Raw genomic sequence first — 15,087 nt, 5'->3', positions numbered from 1 at the left:
ACGCCTCCTTATCTCTTTCAGTTTACCCACAATGCGTCTAAGGAATAGTCGCCAGGTCCAATAAGGGCAACAGATACGGCAATAACGATCAGAACTAGATTGAACTCATATCCATTCTGCGTTACCCATAAGCCGTTTTTTCCATGCACTTTCACGATTGCCATTAGCATCGTTAGAACGATTAGTAATGCCGCTAACGGAGTAAACAATCCGAACGCGAACAGCAATCCGCCTACGAGCTCCGCAAGACCGGCCAGCAATGCCATCGTACGTCCCGGTTTAATTCCGATCGACTCGAAAAAACCTCCCGTACCTGCCAGACCATGGCCTCCGAACCAACCAGCCAATTTCTGCATCGCATGTCCAGCGAACAATAAACCAACAACGACTCTAAGCAACAACAATCCCCATTCCATCATAACCCACACCTTTCGATTTGTTTAGCATCTTCTGCCGATCTGCTTTTTACTATATTATTTCATGTGACTTACTTTTGTCAAGTAACTATAGTTTTAATATATATAACTTACTTTTCTGAAGTGGGTATGCTAAAATAAGATTCAAAGGGGGAATCGGTATGGACTATTCCAAAATGTGCCCCAAATACGAATCCGCTGCAGAATTACTGGGCAAAAAATGGACGGGACTCATCATCCGCGTATTGCTTGGCGGTCCCAAACGGTTCAAGGATATCAAGGAACAAATTCCTGAGATGAGCGATAAAATGTTAACGGATCGCATGAAGGAACTTGAATCATCCGGGATTCTAACGCGGACGGTATATCCTGAAATGCCGGTGCGCATCGAATATGAGTTAACCGAGAAAGGCCGTAATTTGGAGGAAGTCATTCATTCCATCCAAAATTGGGGCGAGAATTGGATGTAACGAAATCGCCGTCTGAAGGATACACAAACAAAACCTCCAATCCCAAATGGGACTGGAGGTTTTGCTTGTGTATCGAGATATTGGAACTATAAAGTAGCATTCGGAACGCTATCGGTCGACTTGGAAATCCAACGAATCCATGCCGAGTAACAACCGACTAGCTTTCTTATGAGATAAGGTGCCGACAATAGCAACACGGCGCCCAATCCGGCGTTGAACCAAGATCGTTGGAAACTGGTCCAGTCGGGGAATAACCAATTCATGAACCAATCTCCCGCGAATAGATCGAATTGAAAAAACTCCGTGCTAACGATTGCGGCAACCGGCGATAACATTAAACCTAAGGCTAAGGCAGGAATAAGAACAGCAAGGACGAACGTAAGGATCGATATGGGGAACTGGAATATTCCGTAAACCAAGTTCCAATATTGTTGCTTGTTGCCCAGAATGCTTAACCAGCCCCGCCAATTTTTAAGGCGGCTATCGTTGGCGATGTCCGCCACGTTTATTTTATCGGAGTTCAAGTTCTGCGAGTTTAATGATTGTTTATTATCCAGCTCCGCAAGCAATCGGCGATCAATGCCCAGTATACGTTCGCATACGATCAGCATTCCCGCCAATAGGGGGAGCCCGATTACGAATACCGCCAAAGGTAGCCCTACGCTTAAGCCCGCTATTGCGATAACAAAAGCGCCAATTCCTCGAGGTAAAGCCCCCAATAAGATGATCCAACTTTTGAACACCTTCATCTTCTTCATCTGTCTGTTTCCCCTCAACTTTGCCTTAATGAAAGTACCTACCTTATGAATGTATCTTATCAGAAAACTGGAAACATTGCCCTTGGCTATCGAACAGTCACTCGCTGGACTAAAGTCTAGTTTGCCGGAATCGGTTGACCGCCTGCTCTAACTCGCCGAATGCGAATCGATAGCGTCAGCTGCAAGTTCTTGAACCTCAATTAGCAAGTTTACACTTTAGAAACAACTCGAGATCACGCAGAAACATCTCTCTCTTACTCTTGAATTCTCAAGAGCATTCCTAAGGAGAGAGAGAGAATTATGAATAAAAAATTCGCGATTGCCGTTATTCTCATTATCGTCGTAATCGGCGGGGTCTGGACGCTGTCGAACAGAACATCCAACCCGGATTCCTCCGATCAAGCAACGAGCAGCCCATCTGCGCCTAACGTACAACCGTCCAGCACTCCATTACCGAGCGAACCTGCAGAAACGCATTCGGCCAAGCCTGAACCCTCGAAGAAACCAGAGCCTTCGGCAACGCCAACCGAGAAGGTCGATCCGCCGCTTCAAGTAAACTCGATATATGAGCTGTTGGCCAATAGCTTGCCAAGCTCCACGATTAAGAAAAACTCGGACGGCTTAGCGGTCATTACCAATGCGGAAAGTCCCTACGTTCTCGTCAATAAGAAGCGGAATCTTCCGTCCGATTACGTCCCCCCGGATCTCGTCGTTCCGGATGTTCCGTTCTCCTTCTCGGGAAATTCTCCGAAAAAGCAGATGCGCAAAGATGCAGCTAAAGCTTTGGAATCGCTCTTCAAAGCGGCCGAAGAGGATGGAATTGAATTAAAAGCCGTATCCGGTTATCGTTCATACGCCACGCAGAAATCGATATTCGACAACAACGCGAAAAATAAGGGAGAAGAAGTCGCAAACCGCACTAGTGCACGTCCGGGACAGAGCGAACACCAGACCGGCCTTGCGATGGACATCTCGAGCGCCAGCGTCGGTTACGGTCTGGAAGAGAGCTTCGGTGACACGAAAGAAGGCAAATGGTTGTCCAAACACGCGCCAGATCATGGGTTTATCCTTCGCTTCCTGAAGGGTAAAGAAGACATAACCGGATATTCCTACGAGCCTTGGCACGTGCGTTATGTAGGAAAAGAGATTGCGAAGGACATAACTAAGAAGAAAGTAACTCTCGAGCAGTATTATGACGAGGTTGCCGAAGCCGTTAATTCGAAATAGATCCCTTGCACTTCATTCCGTCCATCAGGTGAAACTATGATGAAACGAATTCTCGTCGCAGACGACGAACCCGGCATTGCCAATCCGATCTCTTATGCTTTCCGCAAGGAAGGTTACGAGGTGATCACCGTATACGACGGACAAGCCGCTCTGGATACGGCGCTAAGTTTCCATCCCCATATTATCGTGCTGGATGTCATGATGCCCAAGCTAACCGGATACGAGGTATGCCGCAAGCTGGATAACCGCGCGAATATGGGCATTATTCTTCTAACCGTTAAGAATGATATCGTCGACAAAATCGTCGGGCTGGAGATGGGCGCGGACGATTATATGACTAAACCCTTCGATTTGCGCGAACTCATTGCGCGAGCGAAGGCGCTTCTTCGCCGCTTAGAGAAAAGAGAACCGGAAACTGCCGACACGATTATCGCGGATCCATTGACGATACATCTCAAGCTTCGTACGGTGCTAGTGAACCAACAATCGGTCGAACTTACGCCTAAGGAATTCGACCTCCTTGCCCTGCTATTCTCGCACCCGGAAAGGGTATACACCCGCGATGAACTGCTCGATACCGTATGGGGAATGGATTACGCGACGGGTACAAGAACCGTCGACATCCATATGCAGCGTCTGCGCAAGAAGCTGGGCGAAGCCGGCCAACGCATGCTCTTAACCGTATTCGGCGTGGGTTATAAAGCAGTTGGGATTGAACGATGACCGCCGTTAGCATCAAGCTGAAGTTTAGTCTTTTCCTAGCCGTTCTGCTCTTGCTCACCGTTGTCGTCCTTAGCGTATTCGTGCTCAAGGGAATCAAAGACCATCAGCAGGTACGGATAGAAAAGGAGCTCCTGCAGCAAACCCGGCTGGCCAACTTAAGCATCAAACAAGCGTACCTAACTTCCCCGCCTATCGATGATCAGCCATTCCTGCGCTCCCGCGGACAGCAGTTCTCCATGGATCTGGCGGTGTATTCCGGATTGCATGTCGTGCTATACGACAATTCCGGCAAAAAAGTCGGCGACTCCGCTCCGCTGAGCTCCTCCTATGAAGTCGACAACGCCCTTTCGTTCGCGTTAAAAGGGAAAATAGCATATCAGCGGGAAGGCAATTCGCTGCTTTATTTAACTCCGCTTCAAGGTCCGGGCAAACAAATGGGAGTGCTTCAGTTTCAGTATCCGTTAGTGAACGACATTCGGTTCTACGATACGATCGCCGGCCTCTTCCTTATTACCGGGGCCGCCGTCCTTGCAGCGAGCTTCATCCTAGGTTACCTCTACTTCTCGCGAGCGACATCCGCAATCGTTACGCTAAACCATGCTGCCGAAAGGATCCGCAAAGGGCAATTTCTAATGGCTCCTCCTCTGAAGCGGAAGGACGAGCTCGGTCAGCTCAGTCAGAGCATTTTCTACATGAGCACGGAAATACGGAAGAGCATGGAAGCGATGAAAGACGAGGATCGAAAGCTTCGTCAAGCCGTCGTTAAGCTTCAGCAGCTCGAACGGCAACAGAAGCAGTTCATAGGCAATATTAGCCATGAGTTCAAAACGCCTCTCACGTCCATCAAGGCCTACTCCGATCTGATGGAGTTGTATCCCGAGGAGGATGCTCTGCGAAACGATGCCGTCCACCATATTAAACTCGAAACCGATCGGTTAACGGATATGGTCGAGAAGGCGCTGCGGCTGACTGCTTTAGAAAAGTACGATTTCGAATTCCAACCGGAGCAAATCCGCATTCGGGATATCCTGCTCGACTTAATCAGCAGAATGAGAGCGAAGGCCGAACGGTTCGACGTCGTTATCGATCATCGATTAGAGGAAATCTCCATCTGGGCCGATCGCGAAAGCTTCGTTCATATTCTCGTTAACTTGCTCGACAATGCGATCAAGTACAATGTTCCGGGCGGCCGGATTCACATCTCCAACCGTATGGAAGGATACTTGGCTATCATAGAGATCGAGAATACGGGAGTCGGAATCCCGGAGGAAGCCCGAGACAAAATCTTCGAGCCTTTCTTTACCGTAAACAGGGACCGCTCAAGACAAAGAGGAGGTACCGGACTCGGTCTCGCGCTCGTGAAACAATTGATGGAAAAACATAACGGAACGATCGAATTGCTAGATTCCGCAATCGGTACGGCTTTTCGCTTGATCTTTCCAGTCTCGCCTACGTCGCCTAACAAGGAGGAGCTTCCATGAAATCGACATCCCTTAACACAACTAAATGGGTCATAATCGCTTTGATGCTTCTCCTGTACGGCTGTCAGCAGCAAGGGACAACGGACAAGGAAGAGCTGCTTATTCAAGGCAAAGCGATCACCGTCATGGACAATCCGGAGCAAACCTCGTACGACAAAACGGAAATCCATGCTTTGGTCCGACTCAACAATGTAAGGGGAATGGATTGGCTTAGCGAAAATGACATTCTCGTCGATCGGGAGAACCACGATTTCACGCCGGAACAAGCGGAAGGTATCGAATGGTATCCGCATAATCTCTATGTTCAGTCCCTCTCATCTCCCGAGCAAACCCCGCTCCTGCCTGCGAACGAGAACCAAGGCTCTGCCCAAGTGAGCCCGGATCGGTCCAAAATTTTCTACAAAACGTACAGTCTGCAGAGCAATACCGGACAGGGCCATATCCTAGACATCCCGTCCGGCCAAACCACGACGTTCACGGATTTCGACGCGATGAATCTCGATAACGGACGTTGGATCGATAACGACTCCGTCGTGTACGCGACTATCGACGGCAAGATCTATAGAGCGGATGCGAACCGAACGACTCCAACCTTGCTCAAGAACACCGAAATCCCTTTTGCGAATAATATCGCCTATCTGAATAATCAGGTCATCTATAGCTCACTTAAAGGCGCTCTTATAACAAGCCCGCTCAATCTGAAACCCGAGTTGTTGCCGATCGACAACGTCGTCTGGATGGTTCCATCGCCGGACGAGCAACGACTCGCTATCGTTCGGAAAATCGAGAGCAACGAAACGGAGCTTATCATTACGGACTTGAAAGGGAAAGTTCTCCAAGCGATAGCCCAAGATTCCCAAATTTACGGCACCGCATGGTCGCCCGATGGGAATAAGCTTGCGTATGCGGGAATTACGTCCAACGGAACCGTTCGCGGCATCTACGTGGCCGACGCCTCGACCGGATTGTCGACCATTTTGTCGTTAGACATCAAGTTCATCGCGGACCCCTTGCGCTGGAATCCCACCGGCAACAGGCTTATGGTTTCCGCAACGCAGCCCGACGAACAACAAAGCCGGAATCGATTTGTTACCTATCTCGTCAGAATCAGTTAATATAAGAGTTACATTATGACTTGATAGGGGAAGACGACAGATGAAACCGATCCGCGTATTGATCCTCGATGACGAAATTCTGGCAATCGAACATATTCGTAGCTTGGTGCCTTGGGAGGAATTGGGGTTCGAAATTTGTTGCGTAGCCACCCACCCCGTCAAAGCGTTAGCTCTCGTAGAGGAATTCCGCCCACAACTGATTATCGTTGATATCAAAATGCCCGTCATGGACGGGCTTGAGTTTTGCAAACGTGTTCTAGCGACCGTAGCTGAACAACGTACTCCTCGCATTGTTCTACTATCCTCCTATAAGGAATTCGATTACGCGAAGGAAGCTATTCAACTTGGCTTGTCCAACTATTGGGTTAAGCATGAGTTGAAAGCGGATTACCTCGCTCGCGAGTTAACGTTACTCCAAAAAGAGTTCGAGGACGATTTGCTCAAACAAGCCGCTACTCGCAAGTCATTGCTCGGAGAGTTGTTAACCGGTCGGACGGTTACCCAGGAGCAATGGCAAACGGTAGCCGAAGCCTATACGGAATCGGACTTCCTTCAGTTGGTCGTCGTTCAACAGGATCGACCGTTTCCTCTCTTAACGGCAATGTCGAATATCGGAACCCCAATCCCCCCGGTGTTCGAGCCTGTGCATGTTGAACTGGAGGACGAATCGCTGCTCGCCGCGATTCCGATTCGCAAATCCCAATACGCTTTCTTATTTATCGCCCAAGGCATTCGAAGCGAGCATAAGCTATGGGACAAAGCTCACGAGAAAGCCATGCTGGCTAAAAGCGCGGTCGAGAATCAAGCCGGTGGAACGGCATCCGTTGCGGTCGCGCACGATATTACCGATTGGAGAACCATTCCGGCCCATTTTCACGAAGCTAACGTTCGATTGTCCTGCTCCGTATTTTACGGCCCTAAGTTTCTCTATCGCTTACAGGATCGGCATGGCTACAAACCGGTCCGTTTCGTCGCGGATCAAACGGTGAAGGGCTTAGCCGAAAAGATGAAAACGTTTCAATTCGACGAGATTCCCTCCCTGCTCGCAAGCCTCTTTTCCGAAGCTGCCGCCTCTAAGGACCTGATAGGCTTTACCGATATGTGCAAACAATTGGTAATCTTAATCGATCAAAGCCGAGAAACGTTAAGATTTCCTTCTTTGGAGCAATTGTGGATGAGGAATGAAATCGACACCGCTTCATGGATTTCCGTGGATGGCGTCCGAGATTGGTTTATCGGCCAGTGCCGCTTCTTAGAGGAGTCATCCGTTTCTTTCAACACGTATTCCAGGAAAGTGATTCAAGCGCTAGAGTATATTCGCAAAAACTTTTCCGAGGACGTCGGAGCCCAACAAATCGCCGATCACATCGGCATCAGCCGCGACCACTTGCGCCACCTGTTCAAAGAAGAAACCGGGCAGACCGTATTGGATGCGCTAACGGCCATTCGAATCGATCAATCCAAAACGATGCTCGACGAGGGAAAACACAAAATATACGAGATCGCAGAGCTCGTAGGCTATCGGAACAGCCAATACTTCAGCCAGGTGTTCCGTAAATCGACGGGCATGACTCCGCTCGAGTACGTGGAAAGGAAACGGTGAGCAAGCGATGCGCATGAAAATCAGATCGAAAATCATCGCCAGCACTGCGCTCGTCGTGTCCATCACCTTGATGTTGAGCGGATTTTTTATTTACGATTACGCCAAGAGCATCATCCGGGAGCAATCGATCAAGGATAGCCGGACTAAGCTGGCGCAGATCTCCTTCCAACTTAAAAAAGTTCAAGAGCAAGTAACGAAAACGGCGGAATATATCGTATCGGACGAAGAGATCGGTTCGCTCGTATACTCGACTCCCAGCCCGTCTCTGGAGGAAAACTATTTTCGCAAGCAAGCCGTACAAGAGAAGCTCAAACGCTTCGCCGCTTTGAATCATTATATCCAAAACATTATCATCGTCAGGCCGGACCAAGAAACCTTCTCCAACAATAGCGGCTACGAGGATTATTTCGCCGAATACATGAAACAGGATTGGTTCGTTAGCCGAATGGAGGAGCGCAGCGGCTTCTCTGTCCCTCATCAATTTTTCTATATCGGCAGCAATCGCCAAGTATTCAGTTACATTCTGAAATACCGACCGATCGGAGATAACATTTCCCCGTACAGCTATTTGGTATTGGATATCGCTTACTCGGAGATCGACAATTCGTTCCTTCAAAGCGCCGGGGATTTCGAACAAATCCAGCTATCCACGGGATCGGGCGATACGTTATACGAAAGCCATTCCGACCTCTCCGCGGATGACAACGCATTTATGAATGCCGTTTCCTCATCGGACGGGACCTATCGGGAAGACGCGAGATGGATCGCTTTGTCCGACGCCTCCATGAACCAAGGCTGGAAACAAGTCGCGCTTCTGTCGAAAGACAGGCTGTTCGAGAAAATCAATCGCGTTTTCTATTTTTACATCCTGATCATTTTGTCCGCTATCGTACTTAGCCTAATTGTCATGTTGCCGATTATTCTAAGCTTAACGAAGCCGCTGTCCCGGTTGACCAAAGCGATGAAACGGGTCGCCGTGGGCGATCTTAATACGAGCGTGTCCATCCATAGCGGAGATGAGCTGGAAATATTGGGGGCAGGCTTTAACCGGATGGTGCACGACTTGAAATCCCATATCGAATCTTCCATTCGCGATCAGGACATGAGACGTAAAATGCAGATCGACCTACTCATGGCCCAGATCAATCCTCATTTCCTGTATAACACTCTGAATACGATAATTTACTTGTCGCATGCGGGGCGAAATGTTCAAGCTGCCGAGATGACCCAAGCTTTAATCGCCATTCTTCAGGATACGATCAAAACCGGGGACGGGGCCGAGTTCGCGACGCTTAGTGAAGAACGCCGAATCGTAGATAAGTACGTTATCATCCAACAAACCCGCTATCCGGACCGGTTCCGCATCGAGTGGCAGGCGGAGGAACAACTATGGGATTCCCAAGTTCCCCGGATGCTCCTGCAGCCTCTTGTCGAAAATGCGATTCTGCACGGGTTATTTCCTTCCGATCGCGAAGATGGGCGAATTACGATCAGAGCCTATGAAGCTCATAATCAATTGATATTGGAAGTCGAAGATAACGGGGTCGGCATGGACGAAAACAACAATGAGGAAATACGCCACCTATCGCTTTCCGAGCCAGAACGAACCCGCGGAATCGGCTTAAGCAACATCCGCGAACGTATCCAATTCCACTACGGCTCGCCTTACGGGGTCGAAATCGACCGCCTTGATGGACAAGGCACGCTTATTCGAATCAGGCTCCCATTGAAGTCGAACGAATAAATCGGATCGCCGGATTTTATACAAAATAGCCGCTTACTCTCGTTTTCTCGTTTAACCCTCGCTGTTAACATAAACAAGGTAAGCGTTTTCCACAAGATATACAGGAGGGGTTACTAGAATGAAGACAATCGGAGTCAAAAAATGGGCGACTATGCTCGCCTCGCTTTCCTTGCTAACCGTATCGCTCGCAGCGTGCGGCAGCAACAATAATAATGCAGCGCCGTCGGCAACGACAAGCGCGGGAGCCAGCCCTAGCGCTAGCCAAGCGGCAAGTGCCAACCCGAACGACCTAAGCGGTACAGTCAAAGTATGGGATTGGGATGAAACGTTCCAAAAAGGCATGATTCCTGAATTCAACAAAAAATATCCGAACATCAAGGTTGAAGTTACCGTCGTTAACCCGAACGATTACTTGCAGAAGCTGCAAAGCGGTATCGCTTCCGGTTCCGACGTGCCTGACATCATCCTTGGAGAATCCGCTTACCGCGGCAAATTGTTCGATCTTGGCGTGCTGGATAACCTAGAAGGCGCTCCTTACAACTTCGACAAAAGCTCCGTGCTCGATTACACGGTTCCTTACCTGCAAAACTCCAAAGGCGAATTGATCGCGATCGACCAAGCGATTACGCCTGCCGGCTTCGCATACCGCCGCGACCTCGCCAAGGAATACTGGGGCACGGACGATCCTGCCGAGCTCGAGAAGCTGATCTCCTCTTGGGATGCTTTTATTGCTAAAGGCCAAGAGTTGAAAGAGAAAAGCGGCGGCAAAGTGTTGATGTTCCCGGGATTGGGCGATGCTTATATCGTTCTTCGCGGTCAAAACTTCAACTCCTATGTTAACGGAACTGATGTGGACTTAACGTCCAAACTTCAAAAACCGCTTGAAACGCTCTTCAAAATGAGAGACGCAGGCATTCTCGGCAAGAATGAGCTTTGGACTCCGGCATGGTCCGCGTCGATGGCGAAAGGCCAATTCATGTTCTACCCGATGGGACCATGGGGACCGAAATGGCACATTTCTGCTAACGACCCTGAAGGCAGCGGAAAATGGGGTCTCGTGAAAGCGCCGGAAGGCGGATTTACGCGTGGCGGTACCGCAATCGGAATTTACAAAGACAGCAAAGTTAAAGAAGCCGCTTGGGCATTCATGCAATTCGCTTATTTGTCCGATGAAGGATCGGCCTACAACTTCAAAACTTTCGGTAACATGACCAGCTCCAAAGCGTTCTACGAGAACGAAAAAGCTCTGATCGAAGCTCCAGGAGCGTACGATGAGTTCTTCGGCGGACAAAATCTCGCGAAATACTTCATGGAGAACATCGTTCCCGACATGAAGGGCGAAGCGCAATCGAAGTATGACTCCGTCGTCGACAGCGTGTTCAATGCGCTTTATCCATTGTGGACCAAGGACACTTCCATCACCGCGGACGCCGCGTTGCAGAAGTTCATCACCGAAGTGAAGAACAAAGCAACCGAAGCTACAGTGAAATAAAAACTTGCATAAACGAGGGATGAACGTGAATTCGGAACGCACACTTCAAACGTCTTCCGCCGCATCCCGCAAACGGAAATGGGGGCCACGCATGTGGCCCTACCTTTTCGCTTTGCCTTTCATTCTTTCTTACGCGGCGTTCCAACTGTACCCTGTACTCTATTCCTTCTATTTGAGCTTAAGCGACTGGAACGGAATCGGCGAAAAAACGTTTGTCGGCTTACGCAACTATGTCGATTTATTAACGAAAGATCCTTTGTTCTACAAATCGCTCTGGAACACGTTGATCATGATGGCGATGTTCATTCCGATCACGCTGATTCTAGGCCTGCTTCTCGCCTACTGGACCTTCCAATTAACGAGAGGAAGAAAGTTTTTTCAAACGGTTAACGTTCTGCCTTACATTACGACTCCGGTCGCCATCGGTTTTATTTTCTCATATTTATTCGATTGGCAAACCGGCTTGATCAACCTCATTTTCGTGAAGCTAGGTTTGATGCAGGAAGGCTTTTATTGGCTCCAAGATCCTTGGACATCGCGTGCGGTCATTGCCTTGATGGTCGTTTGGCGCAATCTCGGTTATTTCATGGTCATTTTCATGGCAGGCATGACTGCTGTGCCGCAAGACGTATACGAAGCGGCCAAAGTCGATGGCTCGACGGGGTTCCATACTTTCCGTCACATCACGATGCCGTTGCTCAGAAACATCTCCGTATTTTTGATCGTCACGTCAGTCATAAACGGCCTTCAATTGTTCGATGAACCTAAGCTGCTGTACGGCGGTTGGTCCGGATCGGTGCAAGTCGGCGGACCCGACAATACGGCGCTTACTGTCATATGGAAATTCGTGGACGAATCGTTCATTTCCAATACGCGCTTCGGATATGCTTCGGCAATCGCTTATACTTTGTTCGTATTGATCGTCTTTTTCTCCATCATCAGCTACCGCCTCAGCGCGCAAAAGGAGGATAAGCGATGAAAAAATTGATGTGGGTTTGCCTTATCCTAATCTCGATCCTGTCGCTGTTTCCTTTTTACATGATGATCGTCATGAGTACGTATTTCAACGAGGATTTGTTCAAAGGAATTCCGCTTCTTCCTAGCGACTATTTGTTCGAGAATTTGAAAACGGTATTTAAATCCGACTTCTTGCGGGTATACGGTAATAGCTTGGTCGTGTCGATTACTTCCGTCGCGCTCGCGCTATTCACTAGCACGTTGATCGGATACGCGATCGCCAAGTTCAAATTTCGCGGCCGAAATTTTCTGCAGATATTCGTTATCCTTACGATGATGGTGCCGACGCAGGTCGGATTGATCGGCTATATTATCGAAATGCGTCACATCGGCGTAGGTAACACGCTTTGGCCGATCATCTTCGTCTGGATGGCCTTCCCGTTCGGCGCGTTCTTCATGATCCAATTCATGCGGGATGCCGTTCCGAACGATCTGCTCGAATGCGCGCGAATCGACGGCTGCTCGGAACCGGGCATCTTGCTCCGCATCGTCCTTCCGATCATTAAGCCGGGTCTGGCGACGATGGCGACGATGGTGTTCTTGTGGTCATGGAACAACTACTTGCTTCCCTTGGTCACGATCAACAAATCGGATTGGTTCACGTTGCCGCTCTTCATCTCCAATCTCGGAATGGTCCATCGCACCGACTACGCCGCCCGTATGGCCGCCCTCGCGATGACTACCGTACCCGTGCTGATCTTGTTCATTCTGGGCTCCAGAACGTTCATGAAGGGCTTAACCGCCGGCGCTGTTAAGGGGTAAGGGTGGATTGAGAAGTAGGCTAGATATTTAAAGGCAACGCCAAGAGTTCATGTGTTCATCTGTTTAGGACTATTCAAACTTTTATTTTCCGAATATACTGTCAACTAAGAGACGAAGAACGTCCTTGTCCCGCTCTATGGGATGAGGGCGTTCTTTTTTTGCGTGAATGTCGCTTTCAACCCGTGCTCCATTCGGCTCAGGATTTTCAACACAGTTCACTCAACCCAAGCTCCATTCGGCCCAGGATTTTTAACACAGGCTTTTTCAACCTACAATGCCGTTGGGGGTGCGTCGGTTTATCAGGATGGATGGTTGTTGTTGGTGGTTTGGTTGTTGGTGGTTTATCACGATAATTCTAAGGAGGTTTTTATGATCGATTTTGAACAAGCATACGAGAAGTTTATGCAAGCCCATATCGGGCAAAGATCAGGTGAACGGAGAGGACGACTGATTAGCCGCAATTTTCACGGCGAGAAGCTATTTTTGCAAAACGTTTGGTGGGTTCTTAAAGGCAATTTGGATGATTTACACCCGGAATTCGAGATTATGGATTGGCGTGGCAGATCCTATTTCGCTGATTTCGCATGGAAGCCTCCAGGGCCGATCAGCCTACTCATTGAAATAAAAAGCTACTCCAAACACGTTCGCGATTTAGATAGAGATGGTTACTGTCGTGAATTAAATCGTGAATTATTCAATCAAGCTATGGGTTTCCGTGTCATCTCTTTTGCTTATGACGATGTAGCAAACCGCCCAGAATTATGCCTTACCTTGTTACGTCTTTATATTAGTTCCAACATCGGAAATGACACGAACACTGATTTAATGAGCCTAGCGGAGTTAGAAATTATCCGACTAACTTTTCGCCTAGCTCGTCCAATTCGCCCAATAGATGTAACCCGACATCTACACATCGACCATCGCACTGCAGTAAAACATTTAGGTGTCTTAAGCGTAAAAGGTTGGCTGAAACCCATTTTCGGCGCAAATGGTAAACGAGCAATCCGCTATAAGTTAGCAAAAGGATTCGCGGAATGGAAGTAGTTTAGTACTGCTACTTGCTGTTGGTGCTGCTGTTGCTGTTGCTGTTGCTGTTGCTGTTGCTGTTGCTGTTGCTGTTGCTGTTGCTGTTGGTGCTGCTGTTGGTGCTGCTGTTGGTGCTGCTGCTGTTGGTGCTGCTGTTGCTGTTGCTGTTGCTGCTGCTGTTGGTGCTGCTGTTGGTGCTGCTGTTGGTGCTGCTGTTGGTGCTGCTGTTGGTGCTGCTGTTGGTGCTGCTGTTGGTGCTGCTGTTGGTGCTGCTGTTGGTGCTGCTGTTGGTGCTGCTGTTGGTGCTGCTGTTGGTGCTGCTGTTGGTGCTGCTGTTGGTGCTGCTGTTGGTGCTGCTGTTGGTGCTGCTGTTGGTGCTGCTGTTGGTGCTGCTGTTGGTGCTGCTGTTGGTGCTGCTGTTGGTGCTGCTGTTGGTGCTGCTGTTGGTGCTGCTGTTGGTGCTGCTGTTGGTGCTGCTGTTGGTGCTGCTGTTGGTGCTGCTGTTGGTGCTGCTGTTGGTGCTGCTGTTGGTGCTGCTGTTGGTGCTGCTGTTGGTGCTGCTGTTGGTGCTGCTGTTGGTGCTGCTGTTGGTGCTGCTGTTGGTGCTGCTGTTGGTGCTGCTGTTGGTGCTGCTGTTGGTGCTGCTGTTGGTGCTGCTGTTGGTGCTGCTGTTGGTGCTGCTGTTGGTGCTGCTGTTGGTGCTGCTGTTGGTGCTGCTGTTGGTGCTGCTGTTGGTGCTGCTGTTGGTGCTGCTGTTGGTGCTGCTGTTGGTGCTGCTGTTGGTGCTGCTGTTGGTGCTGCTGTTGGTGCTGCTGTTGGTGCTGCTGTTGGTGCTGCTGTTGGTGCTGCTGTTGGTGCTGCTGTTGGTGCTGCTGTTGGTGCTGCTGTTGGTGCTGCTGTTGGTGCTGCTGTTGGTGCTGCTGTTGGTGCTGCTGTTGGTGCTGCTGTTGGTGCTGCTGTTGGTGCTGCTGTTGGTGCTGCTGTTGGTGCTTGTGCGATCTCGATAAGAAATAACTGTATAGGTACATTTATTTCAAGCGCAAACTAGCGCAATTATCGAAATAACTGTAAATCTACATCTATTTAATAACATTTAATTCAATCCAAGATCAAAATGAATGAATTAACTGTACATTTCCATTTATTTCATGGTGGCTGTTTCATCACAAAGAAATAACTGTACATTTCCATTTATTATTTGTTACTAAGGGTTTGCTGGGTTTGCTGGGTTTGCTGGGTTTGCTGGGTTTGCT

General features: G+C 49.1%; 14 protein-coding genes. 12 read left to right on the top strand and 2 right to left on the bottom strand.

Translation table 11 applies throughout. The features are described 5' to 3' along the window. Positions 1–17 precede the first annotated feature (17 nt). Entirely contained in the window at positions 18–419 is a 402-nt protein-coding gene (locus L3D05_RS20605) for a DoxX family protein (RefSeq protein ID WP_239618215.1), read from the bottom strand. 158 nt (positions 420–577) lie between these two features. On the opposite strand from L3D05_RS20605, the gene L3D05_RS20600 reads away from it, so the two are divergent. Then, positions 578–886: a winged helix-turn-helix transcriptional regulator gene (locus L3D05_RS20600; RefSeq protein ID WP_239618214.1), complete on the top strand. Its 309-nt coding sequence runs from the start codon at positions 578–580 to the stop codon at positions 884–886. An 86-nt stretch (positions 887–972) separates the two neighbouring features. Here L3D05_RS20600 and L3D05_RS20595 read toward each other — a convergent pair whose 3' ends face one another. Next, positions 973–1,644 (bottom strand): sensor domain-containing protein, encoded by a 672-nt coding sequence (locus L3D05_RS20595; protein ID WP_239618213.1) that lies wholly within the window; start codon positions 1,642–1,644, stop codon positions 973–975. A 300-nt stretch (positions 1,645–1,944) separates the two neighbouring features. On the opposite strand from L3D05_RS20595, the gene L3D05_RS20590 reads away from it, so the two are divergent. From L3D05_RS20590 to L3D05_RS20540, 11 genes are all read left to right on the top strand, one after another. Then, positions 1,945–2,871 carry a M15 family metallopeptidase gene (locus L3D05_RS20590; protein ID WP_239618212.1) on the top strand — a complete coding sequence of 309 codons (927 nt, stop codon included), beginning with the start codon at positions 1,945–1,947 and terminating at the stop codon, positions 2,869–2,871. A gap of 36 nt (positions 2,872–2,907) precedes the next feature. Further along, positions 2,908–3,594, top strand: a complete 687-nt coding sequence (locus tag L3D05_RS20585; protein WP_239618211.1) for a response regulator transcription factor — start codon at positions 2,908–2,910, stop codon at positions 3,592–3,594. After that, positions 3,591–5,075 (top strand): sensor histidine kinase, encoded by a 1,485-nt coding sequence (locus L3D05_RS20580; protein ID WP_239618210.1) that lies wholly within the window; start codon positions 3,591–3,593, stop codon positions 5,073–5,075. Before L3D05_RS20585 ends, L3D05_RS20580 begins: the two co-directional genes overlap by 4 nt. Further along, the gene (locus tag L3D05_RS20575; protein WP_239618209.1) at positions 5,072–6,190 is read left to right on the top strand and encodes a TolB-like translocation protein; all 1,119 of its coding nucleotides are present in this window, start codon (positions 5,072–5,074) and stop codon (positions 6,188–6,190) included. Before L3D05_RS20580 ends, L3D05_RS20575 begins: the two co-directional genes overlap by 4 nt. A 40-nt stretch (positions 6,191–6,230) precedes the next feature. Then, entirely contained in the window at positions 6,231–7,793 is a 1,563-nt protein-coding gene (locus L3D05_RS20570; RefSeq protein ID WP_239618208.1) for a response regulator transcription factor, read from the top strand. A 13-nt stretch (positions 7,794–7,806) separates the two neighbouring features. After that, positions 7,807–9,537 (top strand): sensor histidine kinase, encoded by a 1,731-nt coding sequence (locus L3D05_RS20565; protein ID WP_239618207.1) that lies wholly within the window; start codon positions 7,807–7,809, stop codon positions 9,535–9,537. Between the two features lie 118 nt (positions 9,538–9,655). Further along, positions 9,656–11,029, top strand: coding sequence for an ABC transporter substrate-binding protein (locus L3D05_RS20560; protein ID WP_239618206.1), 1,374 nt, complete (start codon positions 9,656–9,658; stop codon positions 11,027–11,029). A gap of 91 nt (positions 11,030–11,120) precedes the next feature. Beyond that, the gene (locus L3D05_RS20555; protein WP_239618205.1) at positions 11,121–12,008 is read left to right on the top strand and encodes a carbohydrate ABC transporter permease; all 888 of its coding nucleotides are present in this window, start codon (positions 11,121–11,123) and stop codon (positions 12,006–12,008) included. After that, the gene (locus L3D05_RS20550) at positions 12,005–12,808 is read left to right on the top strand and encodes a carbohydrate ABC transporter permease (protein WP_239618204.1); all 804 of its coding nucleotides are present in this window, start codon (positions 12,005–12,007) and stop codon (positions 12,806–12,808) included. The genes L3D05_RS20555 and L3D05_RS20550 overlap by 4 nt, the downstream gene beginning before the upstream one ends. Before the next feature lie 369 nt (positions 12,809–13,177). Further along, the gene (locus tag L3D05_RS20545; RefSeq protein ID WP_255807645.1) at positions 13,178–13,852 is read left to right on the top strand and encodes a hypothetical protein; all 675 of its coding nucleotides are present in this window, start codon (positions 13,178–13,180) and stop codon (positions 13,850–13,852) included. A gap of 14 nt (positions 13,853–13,866) precedes the next feature. Further along, positions 13,867–14,841, top strand: a complete 975-nt coding sequence (locus tag L3D05_RS20540) for a hypothetical protein (protein WP_239618203.1) — start codon at positions 13,867–13,869, stop codon at positions 14,839–14,841. Positions 14,842–15,087: the final 246 nt, after the last annotated feature.

Source organism: Cohnella mopanensis (assembly GCF_022352055.1).
GTDB classification, from domain to species: Bacteria; Bacillota; Bacilli; order Paenibacillales; family Paenibacillaceae; genus Cohnella; species Cohnella mopanensis.
The sequence above is the reverse complement of the archived record's forward strand: the minus strand, read 5'-3'. Positions and strand labels throughout refer to the sequence as shown.